General features: G+C 66.9%; 18 protein-coding genes. 10 read left to right on the top strand and 8 right to left on the bottom strand.

Annotation, left to right across the window (positions count from 1 at the left end):
* Positions 1–97 precede the first annotated feature (97 nt).
* On the bottom strand, positions 98–481 hold the full coding sequence (locus QCD75_RS20220) for a DUF2177 family protein (RefSeq protein ID WP_301231262.1): 384 nt from the start codon (positions 479–481) through the stop codon (positions 98–100).
* Between the two features lie 16 nt (positions 482–497).
* Here QCD75_RS20220 and QCD75_RS20215 point away from each other — a divergent pair, with 16 nt between their 5' ends.
* Entirely contained in the window at positions 498–1,265 is a 768-nt protein-coding gene (locus tag QCD75_RS20215) for a lipoate--protein ligase family protein (protein WP_301231263.1), read from the top strand.
* A 60-nt stretch (positions 1,266–1,325) separates the two neighbouring features.
* On the opposite strand, the gene QCD75_RS20210 is transcribed toward QCD75_RS20215, so the two are convergent.
* From QCD75_RS20210 to QCD75_RS20195, 4 genes are all read right to left on the bottom strand, one after another.
* Positions 1,326–1,973, bottom strand: a complete 648-nt coding sequence (locus QCD75_RS20210; RefSeq protein WP_301231261.1) for an MBL fold metallo-hydrolase — start codon at positions 1,971–1,973, stop codon at positions 1,326–1,328.
* Positions 1,970–3,055 carry an S-(hydroxymethyl)mycothiol dehydrogenase gene (locus tag QCD75_RS20205; protein ID WP_301231259.1) on the bottom strand — a complete coding sequence of 362 codons (1,086 nt, stop codon included), beginning with the start codon at positions 3,053–3,055 and terminating at the stop codon, positions 1,970–1,972. Before QCD75_RS20205 ends, QCD75_RS20210 begins: the two co-directional genes overlap by 4 nt.
* Before the next feature lie 146 nt (positions 3,056–3,201).
* Positions 3,202–3,459 (bottom strand): mycoredoxin, encoded by a 258-nt coding sequence (locus tag QCD75_RS20200; protein WP_024367105.1) that lies wholly within the window; start codon positions 3,457–3,459, stop codon positions 3,202–3,204.
* Between the two features lie 120 nt (positions 3,460–3,579).
* The gene (locus QCD75_RS20195) at positions 3,580–4,065 is read right to left on the bottom strand and encodes an AAA family ATPase (protein WP_301231257.1); all 486 of its coding nucleotides are present in this window, start codon (positions 4,063–4,065) and stop codon (positions 3,580–3,582) included.
* 275 nt (positions 4,066–4,340) lie between these two features.
* Between QCD75_RS20195 and QCD75_RS20190 the strand changes: the two genes are divergently transcribed.
* A complete protein-coding gene (locus QCD75_RS20190; RefSeq protein WP_301231256.1) occupies positions 4,341–5,024 on the top strand; it encodes a DedA family protein in 684 nt (227 codons plus the stop codon).
* Between the two features lie 161 nt (positions 5,025–5,185).
* The gene (locus tag QCD75_RS20185; RefSeq protein ID WP_301231254.1) at positions 5,186–5,932 is read left to right on the top strand and encodes an SOS response-associated peptidase; all 747 of its coding nucleotides are present in this window, start codon (positions 5,186–5,188) and stop codon (positions 5,930–5,932) included.
* 395 nt (positions 5,933–6,327) lie between these two features.
* On the opposite strand, the gene QCD75_RS20180 is transcribed toward QCD75_RS20185, so the two are convergent.
* Together QCD75_RS20180 and QCD75_RS20175 are read right to left on the bottom strand one after the other, a co-directional pair.
* Positions 6,328–6,894: a hypothetical protein gene (locus QCD75_RS20180; RefSeq protein WP_301231253.1), complete on the bottom strand. Its 567-nt coding sequence runs from the start codon at positions 6,892–6,894 to the stop codon at positions 6,328–6,330.
* 46 nt (positions 6,895–6,940) lie between these two features.
* Positions 6,941–7,363 (bottom strand): VOC family protein, encoded by a 423-nt coding sequence (locus tag QCD75_RS20175; RefSeq protein WP_301231252.1) that lies wholly within the window; start codon positions 7,361–7,363, stop codon positions 6,941–6,943.
* Between the two features lie 14 nt (positions 7,364–7,377).
* Between QCD75_RS20175 and QCD75_RS20170 the strand changes: the two genes are divergently transcribed.
* The gene (locus QCD75_RS20170) at positions 7,378–7,704 is read left to right on the top strand and encodes a chorismate mutase (protein WP_301231250.1); all 327 of its coding nucleotides are present in this window, start codon (positions 7,378–7,380) and stop codon (positions 7,702–7,704) included.
* A gap of 10 nt (positions 7,705–7,714) precedes the next feature.
* Here the strand turns inward: QCD75_RS20170 and QCD75_RS20165 are convergent, their stop codons facing one another.
* Positions 7,715–8,101: a hypothetical protein gene (locus tag QCD75_RS20165; RefSeq protein ID WP_301231249.1), complete on the bottom strand. Its 387-nt coding sequence runs from the start codon at positions 8,099–8,101 to the stop codon at positions 7,715–7,717.
* Positions 8,102–8,258: 157 nt separating this feature from the next.
* Here QCD75_RS20165 and QCD75_RS20160 point away from each other — a divergent pair, with 157 nt between their 5' ends.
* From QCD75_RS20160 to pdxS, 6 genes are all read left to right on the top strand, one after another.
* On the top strand, positions 8,259–8,594 hold the full coding sequence (locus QCD75_RS20160; RefSeq protein ID WP_301231248.1) for a DUF6504 family protein: 336 nt from the start codon (positions 8,259–8,261) through the stop codon (positions 8,592–8,594).
* Positions 8,591–12,091 carry a DNA polymerase III subunit alpha gene (locus tag QCD75_RS20155; RefSeq protein ID WP_301231246.1) on the top strand — a complete coding sequence of 1,167 codons (3,501 nt, stop codon included), beginning with the start codon at positions 8,591–8,593 and terminating at the stop codon, positions 12,089–12,091. The genes QCD75_RS20160 and QCD75_RS20155 overlap by 4 nt, the downstream gene beginning before the upstream one ends.
* Positions 12,092–12,197: 106 nt before the next feature.
* A complete protein-coding gene (thrS, locus tag QCD75_RS20150; RefSeq protein ID WP_301231245.1) occupies positions 12,198–14,204 on the top strand; it encodes a threonine--tRNA ligase in 2,007 nt (668 codons plus the stop codon).
* Positions 14,205–14,224: 20 nt separating this feature from the next.
* Positions 14,225–14,848, top strand: a complete 624-nt coding sequence (locus tag QCD75_RS20145) for an HIT family protein (protein WP_301231244.1) — start codon at positions 14,225–14,227, stop codon at positions 14,846–14,848.
* Positions 14,838–15,476, top strand: a complete 639-nt coding sequence (pgsA, locus tag QCD75_RS20140) for a phosphatidylinositol phosphate synthase (RefSeq protein ID WP_301231243.1) — start codon at positions 14,838–14,840, stop codon at positions 15,474–15,476. Before QCD75_RS20145 ends, pgsA begins: the two co-directional genes overlap by 11 nt.
* Before the next feature lie 171 nt (positions 15,477–15,647).
* On the top strand, positions 15,648–16,574 hold the full coding sequence (gene pdxS, locus QCD75_RS20135; RefSeq protein ID WP_301231242.1) for a pyridoxal 5'-phosphate synthase lyase subunit PdxS: 927 nt from the start codon (positions 15,648–15,650) through the stop codon (positions 16,572–16,574).
* The last annotated feature ends 75 nt before the right edge of the window (positions 16,575–16,649 follow it).

Here is a 16,649-nt window from a genome sequence, read left to right as displayed (position 1 = left end):
TCTGGCCACGACGCCGGCCGCCGCCGCGGCGGCCCCGTGCAGTGCGGGCCCCCCCCCCCCCCCGGGGCTGGTGGACGTCAGGCTGGTGGACGTCGGGCTAGTGGAAGACAAGCCAGCCGACCACGGTGGCCAGGCCGGTCAGCACCGCGCCCCAGGCGATGTCCGCCACCACGATGACGAGCGGCCAGTTCTTCAGGGTGGCGGCGTTGGTGAGGTCGTAGGTGGCGTAGGCGAAGGTGCCCAGCGCGGCGCCGTAACCGAGCGCCATGAGCCAGCTGCCGCCATGGAGCGCGGGCTGGAGGGCGAAGAAGACGATCCCGGCGATGTACAGGACGTAGAAGGCGACGGCGTACCCTAGATTGGGTTTGTCCGCCATGAGGTGCCCCAGATGGCTCCGGTAAAACTTGCTCATCGACTTGAGCCAGACGGAATCGATGACGGCGAACGCGGCGGCTACGACGAGGAACTGCAAGATGACCATAAGGGAGCATAACAAGATGCCGGAGGCCGCGGGCGCACCCCGGATACTGACGATTTTCCGGCAGGACGCATCCCTTGGTGCCGCCACGGATCTGGACCTCGCCCTCGAGCTGCTGCGGAAGGTCAAAACCGGCGGGGTGGGGCCCATGCTCCGGCTCTACCGCCCGGCGCCCACCGTGGCCTTCGGGCAGCGCGACACGCACCTGCCGGGTTTCGACGCCGCAGCGCAGGCCTGCCGCGGGCTAGGCTTCGAACCGCTGATCCGCAAGGCCGGGGGACGTGCCGCTGCCTATCACGAGGGGACGCTCGTGATCGATCACCTGGAACCGGACCCGGATGCGATCGCCGGGGCCAAGCGGCGCTTCTCCTTCTTCGGCGAGCTGCTGGCCCACGCGCTGCGGAGCGCCGGCGTTGACGCCGCGGTGGGGGAGATCCCGGGAGAGTACTGCCCCGGGGAATTCAGCGTCCACGGCCAGGACCCGGAGTTTCCGCAGCACCGGCTCAAACTCATCGGCACCGCCCAGCGGGTGGTGGCCGGCGGCTGGCTGTTCAGCTCGGTCATCGTGGTGGAGAACTCCGCCCCGATCCGCGCGGTGCTGGAGGCCAGCTATGCCGCCCTGGGCCTGGACTGGGACCCGGCCACGGCAGGCGCCGTCAACGACCTGGTCCCGCACCTGGACGTGGACGCCATCGAAGCGGCAGTAATCGGCAGCTACGCCCGCTACGCCGCCCTGAACTTCGGGGACTTCGGCAGCCTGCTCGGCGGGGACCGGCAGCAGGCGTGAAGAAGGCCGGGAACCAGCGGTTCCCGGCCTTCTTCATGGATTGGTTGTGAAGCCTGCTGCCTAGTGGCCGCGTGCGATCCATTCCTGAAGCTGCGGCGCTTCGGCGCCGACCGTCGTCGGATCCCCGTGACCGGTGCGCACCACGGTGTCCGCCGGGAGCGTCAGCAGCCGGGTTTTGATGGACTCGATGATGGTGGGGAAGTCACTGTAGGACCGTCCGGTGGCCCCCGGACCGCCCTGGAACAGGGTGTCGCCGCTGAAGACGGTGCCCTCGCCGGCCAGCGAGAAGCACATGGAGCCGGGCGAATGTCCCGGCGTGTGCAGCGCCACGAGCCGTGCGCCGGCGACGTCGAAGGTGTCCCCGTCCTGGATCGCGTGGTCCGGCTCGGTGCCCGGGAACACGCGCTCCCAGAGCATCCAGTCCTCGCGGTTCAGGTACACCGGGGCATTGACCCGCGTGTGGAACTCGCCGACGGCCGCGATGTGGTCGTCGTGGCCGTGGGTCAGCAGGATCGCCTTCACTGTCCGGCCGGCGACGGCGGCCTCGACCGCGGCGGCGTTGTGCGCCGGATCGATCACGATGCATTCCGCATCGTTGCCCACGATCCAGACATTGTTGTCGACGTCCCAGGTGCCGCCGTCGAGCGAGAACGTGCCCGAGGTGACCAGCCGGTCGATCCGCAGACCGTTCACCGGACCGCCGCTCACAGTTCCACGACCGAGCGCAGCACGGCGCCGGAGTGCATCTTGTCGAAGGCTTCCTCGATCTGGTCGATCGTGATCCGCTCCGTGACGAAGGCGTCCAGGTCCAGCTTGCCCTGCCGGTAGAGGTCGATCAGCATCGGGAAGTCGCGCGAGGGAAGGCAGTCGCCGTACCACGAGGACTTGAGCGAGCCGCCGCGGCCGAACACGTCCAGCAGCGGCAGTTCCAGGGTCATCTCGGGGCTGGGAACGCCGACCAGGACCACAGTGCCGGCGAGGTCGCGGGCGTAGAACGCCTGCTTGTACGTCTCCGGGCGCCCGACGGCGTCGATCACGACGTCGGCTCCGAAGCCTCCAGTCAGTTCGCGGATGGCCTCGACCGGGTCGACGGCGGAGGAATCGACGGTGTGCGTGGCGCCGAGGTCCTTGGCGCGTTCGAGCTTTTTCGGGTCAATGTCGACGGCGATCACGGTGGTGGCACCGGCGAGCGCGGCGCCGGCAACAGCAGCCACGCCGACGCCGCCGCAGCCGATGACGGCGACGGAATCGCCGCGCTTGACGTTTCCGGTGTTGATGGCCGCGCCGATGCCTGCCATCACGCCGCAGCCAAGCAGGCCGACGGCGGCGGGATCGGCGTCGGGGTCCACTTTGGTGCACTGGCCGGCGGCGACGAGGGTTTTCTCGGCGAACGCGCCGATGCCCAGGGCAGCCGAGAGTTCCGTGCCGTCCTCCAGCGTCATCTTCTGGACGGCGTTGTGGGTGTTGAAGCAGTACTGCGGCTGGCCTTTGGCGCAGGCACGGCACTCGCCGCAGACGGCGCGCCAGTTCAGCACCACGCGGTCGCCGGGGGCCACCTGCGTGACGTCCGGACCCACTGCACTGACGACGCCGGTGGCCTCGTGTCCGAGCAGGAACGGGAAATCGTCGTTGATGGCGCCCTGCTTGTAGTGCAGGTCAGTGTGGCAGACACCGCAGGTGAGAATGTCCACCAGGGCCTCGCCGGGCCCGGGATCCGGGACCAGAATGGTCTCCAGGGTGACGGGTGCTCCCTTGGAGCGGACTACTGCGCCTTTGACTCTATGGACCATGGAAATAGCTCCTCTGCTCTTGTCGCGGCTTCAGCCGCAAAACTGGTTGTCACAAACTTCTCAGGCAAACTTCTGTCGCACAACGCAACGCGGCGCCGCCACCGGGGTGGCCGCGCCGTCGTCATCATCGGGAAAAAGGAATTGCCTTAGGCCGCGAGGCGGCTCTTGACCTCTGCCGCGGAGGGATTGGTGGCCGCGGTGCCGTCCGGGAACAGCACGGTGGGCACGGTGCGGTTTCCTCCGTTGAGCTTCTCCACGAGATCTGCGGTGCCTTCAACTTCTTCGATGTTGATCTCGGTGTACCCGATGCCCTGGGCATCCAGCTGCTTCTTCAGACGGTTGCAGTAGCCGCACCAAGTGGTCGAAAACATGGTGATGGTGCCGGATTCGGGGGTGAAGTCCACGAAGTTCTCCTTCAAGCTGTTTGACGGCGCTGGGTGGCAGCGCCGGTTGCCGACAAAAAGTCGTACGTCATTGCCAATAACCGTAACCCGCAGGCCGCTATTCCCGCACAGCGGGTGCGGTTACAGGCGGACGATGGTCTCGCCCTCATCCGCAGGGGCTTCGAAGCCGGCTAGAAACTTGTCCAGGTAGTCCGGTCCCACCGGCGCTGAGTTCGGTCCCGGCTCAAGCCGGCGCAGCGCAAGACGCCGGAGCAGTTCGTTCCGGGGCACGTCCAGGTACACGAGTTGCCAGGCGGCGCCGTGGGCGGTGATGAGCGCCTTGTATTCCTCGCGCCGCTGGCGTGACCAGAAGGAAAGATCAACAACGACGTCACGGCCCGCTGCCATTAAGTCCACGAGCCGGGCCCGCACCTGCCGTTCCACCGCGACCGTGAATTCAAAGTACGCCGGGGTGCCGAAGCTGGCCGCAAGCTCCTGGTCCAGACGCCACATTTCCTCGTCAACGGAGAGACGGACGTACCCGGTCCGTTCGAGCTGCTTCGCATAGCTGGTCTTGCCCGAGCCGGGCACTCCACACATCAGCACCACGGTCGCTGTCTTTGCCATGCACGGAGTCTATGGGACCGGCGTATGCGGCGACTGCACCCACACGAATCTCAATGATGTTGTCAACAGATGGTGGCGCGCCTGTCGGGTGTCCCGGCCGGTGGCGGCGCCGGGCCGGGCTGTGACCGCAGTGTGCTCTTGACGTGGCCCGGGCCACAAGGGTAGACAAGGGCCATCCCGGTGCTGTCGCGGGGGTCACGACCGCAGAACAAACGCGGGCAGCGCGGGGACCGTCATTCTGAACTACGGCGGAGCAGCGGAGTGAGGTGTGAGCGATGACCGGATTTGTTGCCCTCCGCTTCATGGCGCTCGGCTGGGCAGGCTTCGTCGCCGCGGAAGCCGGGATTGCGGACGAATGGGGGTATTACTTCGGCGTCTTCGTGATTGTGCTGGCCCAGTGCGCCGGTGTTCCGCTTCCCGCCGTGGCCGTACTGCTTGGGGCCTACGCCTCGGCGCGCCACGGAGATCTGAACCTTGCTGCCGTTATCGCGGTCGGCAGCCTGGGCGCCATGCTCGGGAGCACCATTGGCTACGTACTTGGGCGGGTGGGAGGCCGTCCCCTGATGCTGCGACTTGCACAGCGCTTCCACGCCGACGAGAAACGCATCGCCCAACTGGAGTCGTTCTTCGATCGGCACGGCGGCACAGCCTTGTTCTTCGGCCGCTGGGTCATTGTCGTCCGGCTCTGGGGCGCCATTGCCGCGGGAGCTGCCAAGATGCCGTGGCCTAAGTTCCTGCTGTGGAACATCACTGGGTCCATTGCCTGGGTCGCGAGCCTCAGTGTTCTCGCCTATCTGGCCGGGGCGCTGGCCCAAGCCATCGGTGACGCTCTCGACATCGGCGGCTGGGTGCTGGTCCCCGTCGTCGTGCTTGGCCTGGTGGTCGTCTGGCGCCGGCGCAGACGCCGGAAGCTGAAGTCAGCTGAAGGGTCAGTGGACGGCGTGCCCGACGCCGAATGAAGTCAGGGCCTGGCTGTCAACCTGGTCCCGGCACAGCAACCAAATCCATACCCGCCTCCCCTGGGCAGCCGCGGCCCTGCAACGGCCACGGGACCACCCGACCACACCATAACGACAGCTCACCGGATGACAGGGGTTGGGCACGGTGGCATGCTGGTGCCATGTGTGGACGCTACGTGATGGCCCGGGCCGTCGGAGACCTGCTGGCCGAGTTTGACGCCGAACTTGAGGACGAGGCTGCGATTCCGCCGTCGTGGAACGTGGCGCCGACGGCGGACGTGCCAATCCTGCTGGAAAGGCTGGTGGACGGGGAACCGGTCCGCCAGCTCCATATTGCCCGGTGGGGTCTGGTGCCCTCCTGGGCCAAGGATCCGGGGATCGGTTCGAAGATGATCAATGCCCGCAGCGAGAGTGTGCTGGAGAAGCCGGCGTTCCGGAAGGCCACCCGGTCCCGGCGCTGCGCCGTCCCGGCCGATGGCTACTACGAGTGGAAGGGTGAGGGCCGCGGCAAACAGCCCTATTACGTGCACCCAAGGGACGGCCACCCGATTGTCTTCGCCGGACTCTACGAATGGTGGAAAGACCCGTCCAAGGCCGAGGGCGACCCGGATCGCTGGCTGCTCTCGACGTCGATCATGACCACCGACTCGCCGCCGGAGGGCTACGCCGGGGGAATGCTGGCCGAACTCACGGCCCTGCACGACCGGGTGCCGCTGCCGATGGACCGCGGGACGATGCAGGCGTGGCTGGACCCGCAGGCAGAGGATGCCGCCGGACTCGTGGACCTGGTCCGGTCCGGGGCGCATGACGTTGCGGAGGGCTGGACGATCGACGCCGTCGGCACCGCCGTCGGGAATGTAAGAAACGACTCCCCGGAACTCATCCAGCCGGTGGGGAGCCTGTTCTAGCCTGGGCTAATCGCGCAGGGAGACAGCGCCGCGTTTGGGGTGAGCGGATGAAACGGGCGGTCATCCTTGGTGGTACGGGAGTCCCCGGCCGCGCCATCGCCCCGGGCCCGACGTCGCTGCGGATCGGACCCTGCGGGAATGTTCGCCCGTTGTTGCGGATGCTGCGTGGTGCCGCCGACATACGCCGGCACCACCGCTGCTTCCTGGCACACCGGCTCGAATAGGCGTGCCGCCGTGTACTCCAGTCACGTTAGCCGCGCGACCGAACACCTCAATAGGGTCGTTGTGCCCTAGGTCACACGTGGTGCGGCATTGTGGGGTGACTGCATTGTGGGGTGACGGCACTGGGGCTGAGCTGATCAGCCGAGAGAGCGGGAGTCGAACAAGCCGCGAATCTACGTCTCCCCGCGCAGGGCCCTGAGTTGGGCGCGCCGGCCGTGCAGATATGGTTCGATGTCCGCGATCCTATGAAGGGCGATCGTCTCCGGCTGCACCCCGGTCCCCTCCATAATCAGCGCGAAGCCGCCGTGGTGAGCGGCAGCCCACCAGCGACCTGCGGAACGCCAAAGCGCGAATGGCACGTGTTCTCCATCGACCGGGATGAGTACTTCCTCGCCGGGGCCGGCAGAACCGGGCCCGGCTGGCAGCGGGTCGTGGCCGGCGGGGATATCGCTGGCGCCGGCCCGGGGGCCTTCACTGGCCATCCGTCGCGGCCCCACCAGCAGCCGGGGGTCCTGGGTTGTGGTCCACGTCTGCACGCTGGGACCTGCGCCTGTGCCGTGAGCCAGGCCGACTGTCGCTGGCGGCCGGCTTCCAAGGTCCCATTCGCCCAGGGCGACCGGCCCGGACCAGGGCGTGACCGCATAGCAGGGAACCTCCGCGGAAGACTCTCTGACGAGTGCCTCCATGCGGTCATACTGATCCCAGAATTCTTCCGGGCCAAGCCATCCCGTGAGCTCCATGACGCCAGTATGGCAAACCCCTGGGTCTGGACACGCCGGCCGCGGGTCAGAGCGTGACTTTGCCGCCGCCGTCGACCGCCCAGCTGGGATTGAAGGCAACTTCCCAGCGGTAGCCGTCCGGGTCGGCGAAATACCCGGTGTAGCCGCCCCAGGGCTGGGTCTTCGGCGCGGCGACGATGGCGGCTCCGGCGGAATCGGCCTCCGCCATCACCGAGTCGACTTCCGCGGCGCTGCCGAGGTTGTGGCTCAGCGTGATGGACGGACCGGCGGTAGGGGGATCGGTGGCGGCTTCGGCCTGCATCTGCCCGGTGTCCCAGAGCGAGAGGATGAGGCCGTGATTGGCCTGAATGAAGAGGACTTCGCCCCGGACTTCCCGGTGCACGGGCCAGCCCAGGCCATCGACATAGAAACGGCGGGAGGCGTCGACGCTGCGGACACCCAGTGAAATTAGATCGACTCGTGGCTGCATCTTTCGATACTGTCATGGACATGTCCACAAATCACCAAGACGAAAAAGCTGCCAAAGCCGACCGGGAACAGCTCGCCGCCGTGCGGGTTGCTGTTGACGAGGTGGACGAGCAGATCGTGTCGCTGATCGGCCGCCGCGAGCGCCTGATCCGGATCGCCGGAACCCTGAAGGCGGACAGTGCCGAGGTGCGGGCCCCCGGGCGTGTGGAGCGCGTTATCGAACACGTCCGCGCCACCGCGGAACAGAAGGACATCGACGTCGACCTCGTGGAGAAGACCTACCGGGCAATGATCGACGCGTTCATCACGCTCGAGCTGGAAGTCTACAAAGCCAGCTCGTAGGGCCGGCGGCCTAGAGGGCTTCCTCTACCGGGACGTTGGCCTGGAAGTCGCGGCCGTCGCAGTCGCTGAACGCCGTCATGAGATGGCCCTTGGCCAGGCCCATGACCGTGCTGAGCGGAAAGTGCCCGGTGATGGTGTTGCCGGAGTGCTCCACGCCCTTGAGGTCAAAATTCTCCTCCGTGCCGTCGTGGCTGAAGCAATAGAAGGACACGGCCTCCCCGTTCATGAACTCGATCCCCATTCGTCGCTGGTGGGAATGATCCGGAGTTGCTGCCACCAGCCCCACCACGTAGGCGCCCTGGCCGGGGATATTTCCGTCTATATCGAACTTCGCCACCAAGGACGTGTCCTCGGCGGCGATGCTTACGTGCTTCAGAAGTGCGTTATGGGAGCTCATGGCTCAATCCTGCTACCTGTGCCTGCGTCCGTCCACCCCTGATCTAGGTTTTGCCCCGGCACCGTCGTAGACTGGAGTTGTTCGAATATGTGTTCGAATAGCTGCCTACTGTTTTAGTACAGAGGGTTTATTCAGATGGTGTGGTCCGGGAGGCACGATGGGCATGTTCAGCGAGTCGGTGGACGTCGTCTGCGCACCTTCCGGCCAGCCGCTGGAGCTCGACTGGGCCGGCCGCCACTACACCGTCTGCGCGGAACCGGTGCGCTGGTACGAGCGCCGCAAATGGTGGGCGGAAGAACAGCGGGCGCCGCTGGGCAGCGGCCCTGGGCTGGTGGACCATGAGATCTGGCGGGTCCAGGTGCGCCCGGCGGATTCCTCCAACCTGGAAAGCCTCCTCACCCTTGACCTCACCCGGCATGTGGGCAGCGGGCGGTGGCGGCTGCTGCGGATCCATGACGGCCTGCTTCCAGTCCGGAAGCCCGAATCAGCATGAGCTTCACCCATCTCCACGTCTCCACCGCCTTCAGTGCCCACTACGGGGCCTCCTGGCCGGAGGAACTGGCGGACGCCGCGGCCGCGGACGGGGCAACGGCGCTCGCCTGCACGGACCGCGACGGACTCTACGGCACGGTCAAGCACATGAAGGCCTGCATGGCCGCGGGGCTGGACCCCATCGTCGGGGTGGACCTGGCGGTCTTTGACGACGACGGCGACCTCCGCACCCAGGTGGGGGGACGCGTCGTCGTGCTGGCCCACGGGCACAACAACGGCGCCGGCTACCTGGCGCTGTGCCGGTTGATCTCCGATGCGCATGCCCGCACCACAGGCAAGTCCGGGGGAGCGGTGCCCGTAGCCGTAACCCGGGCCGAGCTGGCCTCCCGCACCCTGCACCCGGAAACCCTCAAGCCGGTGCTGACCGTTCTGGTCGGCCCGGACTCCGACGTCGGACGGGCCATGGGCGGAAGGCGCTACCTGCGCCCGCGCACCCTGTTCAAACGCTGGCTCGACACCATGCCGCCCGGAACCATCGCCGCCGAGGTGGTCAGCCAGCTCAGCCCGCCCGGGGAACCGCTCAGCACCGCCCACGCGGTGCGGATGCTCAAGCTCGCCGCCGAACACGGGGTTCCGGCCGTCCTGAGCAATGCCGTGCGGTATGTCGCCGAGGACGGTGCCGCCACCGCGGATGTGCTGGATTCCGCCCGCACCCTGAAATCGCTCCCCGAACTCTCCGCCGCCCCGCTGCTCCAGCCCAACGGGCAGGGATGGCTCAAATCCGCGGCCCAGATGCTCCAGCTGGGCAAGGAGATCATGCATTCCGCCGGGTACGGCGCCGCCGACCTCAAAAGCCTGATGGCGCAGACCGGGGCGCTCGCGGACCGTTGCCGGATCGATCCGGTGACGGACATGGGCTGGAAACAGCCCGTAGTGCCGGAAGCCTCGGTGATCGGCATCGCCGGGGACGCCCTCGTTGAACTCACCCAGCGCTGCGAAGCTGGCATCAGCAGGCGGTTCCCGGGGATCACCGGCCAGCCCGCCGAGGAGCTGCGTTCGCGGCTGGGCCACGAGCTGCGGATCATCGACAGCCTGGGCTTCGCCGCGTACTTCCTGACCGTGGCGGAAGTTTCCCGGATGATCCTTGACATGGGGGTAAGGGCGGCGGCCCGCGGATCGGGGGCTTCCAGCCTGGTCAACTACCTGATCGACGTCAGCCAGGTGAACCCGCTGCAGCACGATCTGATTTTCGAGCGCTTCCTCTCCCGGGACCGCGCCACCCTGCCGGACATCGACATCGACGTCGAAAGCGCCGAACGGCACAATGTATACCGGAAGATCTTTGAGCGCTTCGGCTCCGAACGCGTCACGCTGATGAGCATGCAAAACGGCTACCGCGCTCGCGGTGCCGTGCGCGACGCCGGGCTGGCGCTTGGCATGGAGGAAGGCGAAATCGGAGACATCGCCAAGCAGCTGTGGCGTTTCTCGGCCCGGAACTTCCGTGAGGCCCTTGAGGAAAAGCCTGAGCTGAAGGAGTTTGCCGGCCGGGTGGGGCAGCGTGGCTTCGGTGAAAACCAGCAGCTGGACCTGCTGGTTGACCTGACCGAGCGGTTGGACCGGCTGCCGCGGCATATCTCCATGCACCCCTGCGGGGTCATCCTGGGGGACGCCACCCTGCTGGACCGTACACCCGTGCAGCCCAGCGGACTGGGCCTGCCGATGAGCCAGTTCGACAAACACGACATGGACCCGATGGGCATGCTCAAACTTGATGTCCTCGGCGTCCGGATGCAAAGCGCCATGGCCTTCGCCGTCCGCGAGGTGATCCGCCTGCATCCCTCGAAAGCCGAGGTCGTGGCAGCGGGGGCCCACCCGGTGGGGCCGGACGGCGCGGGGCCGGACTACATCGCCGAGAACGGCCTGATCGACCTCAACGCCGTACCGCTCGACGACGAACCCACCTATGAGCTGATCCGCAGCACCCACACCCTGGGCTGCTTCCAGATAGAATCCCCCGGGCAGCGCGAGCTCATCGGCAAACTCGCCCCCCGGGAATTCAACGACCTCATCATCGACATTTCCCTCTTCCGGCCGGGCCCGATGAAATCGGACATGGTCCGGCCCTTCCTGGAGCACCGGCATGGCTTCGCCCCCGAGGTCTACCCGCACCCGGACCTCAAACCCGTGCTCAAGGAAACGCACGGCGTCACCGTCTTCCATGAACAGATCCTGAAGACCTTCGACGTCATGACCGGATGCGGGCTGGCACGGGCCGACGAATTCCGCCGCGCCCTCGGCAACGAGGTGCTGGAAGGAAAGGTGGAGGAATTCTTCCGCAAGGAGGCCAGGGCCCTTGGGTACAGCCCCGCAGTGGTGGACAAGGTCTGGGGGACGCTCAAGGCCTTCGGCAGCTTCGGGTTCTGCAAAGCCCACGGCGCCGCCTTTGCCGTGCCCACCTACCAGTCGGCCTGGCTCAAGACCCACCACCCGGAGGCCTTCCTCGCCGGGCTGTGGGAGCACGATCCGGGCATGTATCCCAAGCGGCTCCTCGTGTCCGAGGCCCGCCGGCTCGGCATCCCGATCCTGCCCCTGGACATCAACCGGAGCCACGCCGAGTACCGGGTGGAACGCGTGGACACCGGCCCGGACCGCGGCAAGCTGGGCATCCGGCTGAGCCTGAACGGCATCTACGGACTCTCCGGAACCGAGCTGAAAAGGATCGTGGCGGGACAGCCCTATGACTCGCTCGCGGACCTGCGGGCCAGATCCCGGCTGAGCAAACCGAGCATCCAGCGGCTGGCCCAGCTCGGCGCCTTCGACTCCCTGCACCGGGCCGCCGGCGGGACAGCCAACCGTTCCGACCTGGTGCATCACCTGCAGACCCTGCAAAGCCGGCCACAGCGCAAAGGCCTCGACGTAATCGAGGGGCAACTGTCGCTGCCGCTGGGCGACGTCGAACTGAAGAACCTCAAGGCGGGGCTGCCCGCACCCACCCTGGTGGACACCGTCCGGGCCGAACTGGACCTGATGGCCGTGGATGTCAGCGACCACCTGATGGCCAGCCACCGGCCGCTGCTGGACCGGCTCGGCGTCACCACCGCGGACAAGCTGCTGGGGCTGCGCAACGGCACGGAGGTGCTGGTCGCCGGAGTCCGGGTCGCCACCCAGACACCACCCATGCGGGGAGGCCGCCGCGTGGTGTTCATCAGCATCGACGACGGCACCGGCTGTGTGGACTCGGTGTTCTTCCATGAGGCCCAGGAGCTGGCCGGACCGCTGCTGTTCGGCACCCGGCTGCTGCTGATCCGGGGGACCACCCGGCGGACCGGTCCGAGGGGGATCAGCATCAGCGCCAGCATGGCCTGGGACCTGAGCCGCACCGGAACCCTGCCGTTCCCGGTCCCGGCCTCCGGAATCCAGGAAGACCGGGAACCGGACCCGCCGGGCCCGCTGGACGGCATCAGCCGCAACCTCGCCATCACCGGGCTGGGCGGCTGAGCGGCGCGTTGGTTGGCCCCTGCAGAAACCGATAGCATGGACGAGGCTGGCTGTGGTCCCCGTACGCCACAAGCTACGAAGCCTTAACCTTGAATAGGAGACACCCGTGTCAGATGCCCAGCAGATCACCCTTCTCGTCGATGGCGAAGAGACCAAGGTGGCTACCGGGACCACCGGCGCGGAACTCTTTTTTGAGCGCCGCGACGTCGTAGTGGCCCGGGTCAACGGCGAGCTGAGGGATCTGGACCAGCCGCTGCCCGAGGACGCCACAATCGAGGGCGTCACCATCGATTCCCCGGACGGCCTCAACGTCCTGCGCCACTCCGCCGCCCACGTCATGGCGCAGGCCGTGCAGCAGCTGCGCCCCGACGCCAAGCTGGGCATTGGCCCGTACATCACCGACGGCTTCTACTTCGATTTCGACGTCGAGGAGCCGTTCACGCCGGAGGACCTGAAGACCCTGGAAAAGATGATGCAGAAGATCATCAACCAGAACCAGAAGTTTGTCCGTCGCGTGGTCAGCGAGGACGAGGCCCGCGAGGCGATGAAGGACGAGCCGTACAAGCTCGAACTGATCGGCCTCAAAGGCGCCGGCTCCGACGCCGACGGCTCCAGCGTTGAGGTGGGCGGCGGCGAGCTGAGCATCTACGACAACGTGGAGCGCAAGGAAGGCAAGACCGTCTGGTGCGACCTGTGCCGCGGCCCGCACCTGCCCAACACCAAGCTGATCTCCAACGCCTTCGCGCTTACCCGCTCCTCCGCGGCGTACTGGCGCGGCAGCGAGAAGAACAAACAGCTGCAGCGCATCTACGGCACCGCCTGGCCCACCAAGGAAGCCCTCAAGGCCTACCAGGAGCGGATTGCCGAGGCAGAGCGCCGCGACCACCGCAAGCTCGGCGCGGAACTGGACCTGTTCTCCTTCCCGGACGAGCTGGGTTCCGGGCTCCCGGTCTTCCACCCCAAGGGCGGCATCATCCGCAAGGCGATGGAGGACTACTCCCGCCAGCGGCACGTCGAGGCAGGCTATGAGTTCGTCTACACCCCGCACATCACCAAGGGCCACCTCTACGAGGTCTCCGGCCACCTGGACTGGTACCGGGAGGGCATGTTCCCCCCGATGCACATCGACGCGGAACTCAACGAGGACGGCACCGTCCGCAAGCCCGGCCAGGACTATTACCTGAAGCCGATGAACTGCCCGATGCACAACCTCATCTTCCGCTCCCGGGGCCGGTCCTACCGCGAACTGCCGCTGCGGCTGTTCGAATTCGGCTCCGTCTACCGCTACGAGAAGTCCGGCGTCGTGCACGGCCTCACCCGGGTGCGCGGCATGACCCAGGATGACGCCCACATCTACTGCACCCGAGATCAGATGAAGGACGAGCTCACCAAGACGCTCAACTTTGTGCTCGCGCTGCTCAAGGACTACGGCCTGAACGATTTCTACCTGGAGCTCTCCACCAAGGACCCGGAAAAGTCCGTGGGCTCGGACGAGATCTGGGAGGAAGCCACCCAGACCCTCGCCGAGGTCGCCGAGGAATCCGGCCTGGACCTGGTCCCGGATCCGGGCGGAGCCGCGTTCTACGGTCCGAAGATCTCGGTGCAGGCCCGCGACGCGATCGGCCGGACCTGGCAGATGTCCACCATCCAGCTGGACTTCAACCTGCCCGAGCGCTTCGAACTGGAGTTCCAGGCCGCCGACGGGACCCGCCAGCGCCCGGTCATGATCCACCGCGCCCTGTTCGGATCGATCGAACGCTTCATGGGCGTCCTGACCGAGCACTACGCCGGCGCTTTCCCGGCCTGGCTGGCTCCCGTCCAGGTGGTCGGCGTGCCGGTGGCGGAGGCGTTCAACGACTACATGTTCGATGTCGTGGGCCAGCTCAAGGCCGCGGGCATCCGCGCCGAGGTGGACATTTCCTCGGACCGTTTCCCGAAGAAGATCCGCACCGCCAGCAAGGACAAGATCCCCTTCGTGCTGATTGCCGGGGGCGACGACGCCGAAGCCGGCGCCGTGTCCTTCCGCTTCCGTGACGGCAGCCAGGACAACGGCGTGCCGGTGGCCGAGGCCGTCCAGCGGATCGTGGACGCCGTCCGCAACCGGACCAGCTAGCGGACAGGGAAGAACCAGGCATGCAGGAAACCACAGGGGCCGTTCCGGAGTATCCGGGGGACGACGGCGTGACCGACGACTTTGGCCTGGCCGGGGTGCCGGATGCGTTCCAGCGCCTGTGGACCCCGCACCGGATGGCCTACATCAAGGGCGGGCAGCACCAGTTCAAGACTGTGGACGACTGCCCGTTCTGCGTGGCGCCGGAACGCGAGGACGACGATTCACTGATCGTCTACCGCGGACGGACCAGCTACGTGGTGCTGAACCTGTTCCCGTACAACCCGGGCCACCTGCTGGTCTGCCCGTACCGGCACATCCCCGACTACACGGACCTCACCGTGGAGGAAACGGCCGAATTCGCCGAGCTGACCCAGACGGCGATGCGGGTGCTGCGCAAGGTCGCCAACCCGACCGGCTTCAACCTCGGGATGAACCAGGGTGTGACCGGAGGCGCCGGAATCGCCGGGCACCTGCACCAGCACGTCGTGCCGCGCTGGGGCGGGGACGGGAACTTCTTCCCGATTATCGCCCAGACCAAGGCCATCACACAGACGCTGGGCGAGGTCCGCCAGCAGGTGGCGGACGCCTGGCCCCAGGCGAACGACTCAGGGCAGGCGACCGCCGGGGCGACGGATGCTGAATAGGCACGCGCGCGGTTTCTTCACCGCCCTGTTCACCCCCCTTGCCCGGTGGCTGTTGCGGATCGGTGTCTCCCCGGATGCCGTGACCATCGTCGGGACGCTCGGCGTTGTGGTCGGTGCCCTGGTGTTCTACCCGCTGGGCCAGCTCTGGTGGGGAACGCTCTTCATCACCGCTTTCATCTTTTCCGACGTCATCGACGGCATCATGGCACGGATGCAAAAGGGCGGCGGCCGCTGGGGCAACTTCCTGGATTCCACCCTGGACCGGGTGGCTGACGGCGCGTTGTTCGCCGGCGTCGCGGTCTGGTTCTTCACCGGAGGGGCGGACACGCCCATCGCGATCGCCGCCGTCGTCTGCCTGGTCCTGGGCATGGTGGTGTCCTACGCCCGGGCCAAGGCCGAGGCGCTGGGCTTCGAAGCAAACGTGGGCATCGCCGAGCGCGCCGAACGGCTCGTGTCAGTGCTGGTGGTCACCGGCTTCACCGGGCTGGGGCTGCCCACGGTGGTGCTTTTCGTGACGCTGTGCCTGCTTGCTGCTGCGAGCCTCGTGACCGTCATTCAGCGCATCATGACGGTGCGCCGGCAGTCGCTCGAGGAGACCGAGGGCACGGCCACCGAACAGGCCGCCTGAGCGCGCAGCTTCGGCGGGTCCCGCGCGTGTAACCGGAATTCAGCCCGGTCGCGGCGGGGGACTAGTATTAGCTTTACCGGCCAATGGATCCGGTAATCCGGTGTGTGCGAAGCGGCATTTGTGTGCCGTCCGCGCTCCGGCGAGGTCATCTATCTACCCATAGGGGTTTTTGTGTCTACACCTGATGTAAGCAGCGAAGCCGGCGCGTCCGCCAAGAGCGTTACGGGCAGCAACCGCGTCAAGCGCGGCATGGCGGAGATGCTCAAGGGCGGCGTCATCATGGACGTCGTCAACGTCGAGCAGGCCCTCATTGCCGAGGACGCCGGTGCCGTGGCAGTTATGGCGCTGGAACGCGTTCCCGCCGACATTCGCGCCCAGGGCGGCGTGTCCCGGATGTCGGATCCGGACATGATCGAGGCGATCATCGCGGCTGTGTCCATCCCGGTCATGGCGAAGGTCCGGATCGGCCACTTCGTCGAGGCCCAGGTCATCCAGACCCTCGGGGTGGACTACATCGACGAGTCCGAGGTCCTGACCCCGGCCGACTACGCCAACCACATCGACAAGTGGAACTTCACGATTCCCTTCGTCTGCGGCGCCACAAACCTGGGTGAGGCCCTGCGCCGCATCAACGAGGGCGCGGCCATGATCCGCTCCAAGGGCGAGGCCGGCACGGGCGACGTCTCCAACGCCACCACGCACATGCGCTCGATCCGTGCGGAGATCAAGCGGCTCGCCGGCATGGCCGAGGATGAGCTCTACGTCGCCGCCAAGGAACTGCAGGCACCGTACGAACTGGTCAAGGAAGTTGCCACCACCGGCAAGCTCCCGGTCGTGCTGTTCACCGCCGGCGGCATCGCCACCCCGGCCGACGCCGCCATGATGATGCAGCTTGGCGCGGACGGCGTCTTCGTCGGCTCCGGCATCTTCAAGTCCGGCAACCCGGCCCAGCGTGCCGCCGCCGTCGTGAAGGCCACCACCTTCTTCGACGACCCCGACGAGATCGCCAAGGCCTCCCGCGGCCTGGGCGAGGCCATGGTCGGCATCAATGTGGACGAAATCCCGCAGCCGCACCGCCTCGCCGAGCGCGGCTGGTAGTTCGCGACCTGGGGCGCCGGACGGCGCACCTGATTGAACGACGACGGCCGGTCACCGCCCTGAGGCGGCCGGCCG

Source organism: Arthrobacter sp. PsM3, assembly GCF_030433895.1.
Taxonomy (GTDB): Bacteria; Actinomycetota; Actinomycetes; order Actinomycetales; family Micrococcaceae; genus Arthrobacter.
Note: the sequence above shows the minus strand (reverse complement) of the source record. Positions and strands in the feature narration are given on the sequence as shown.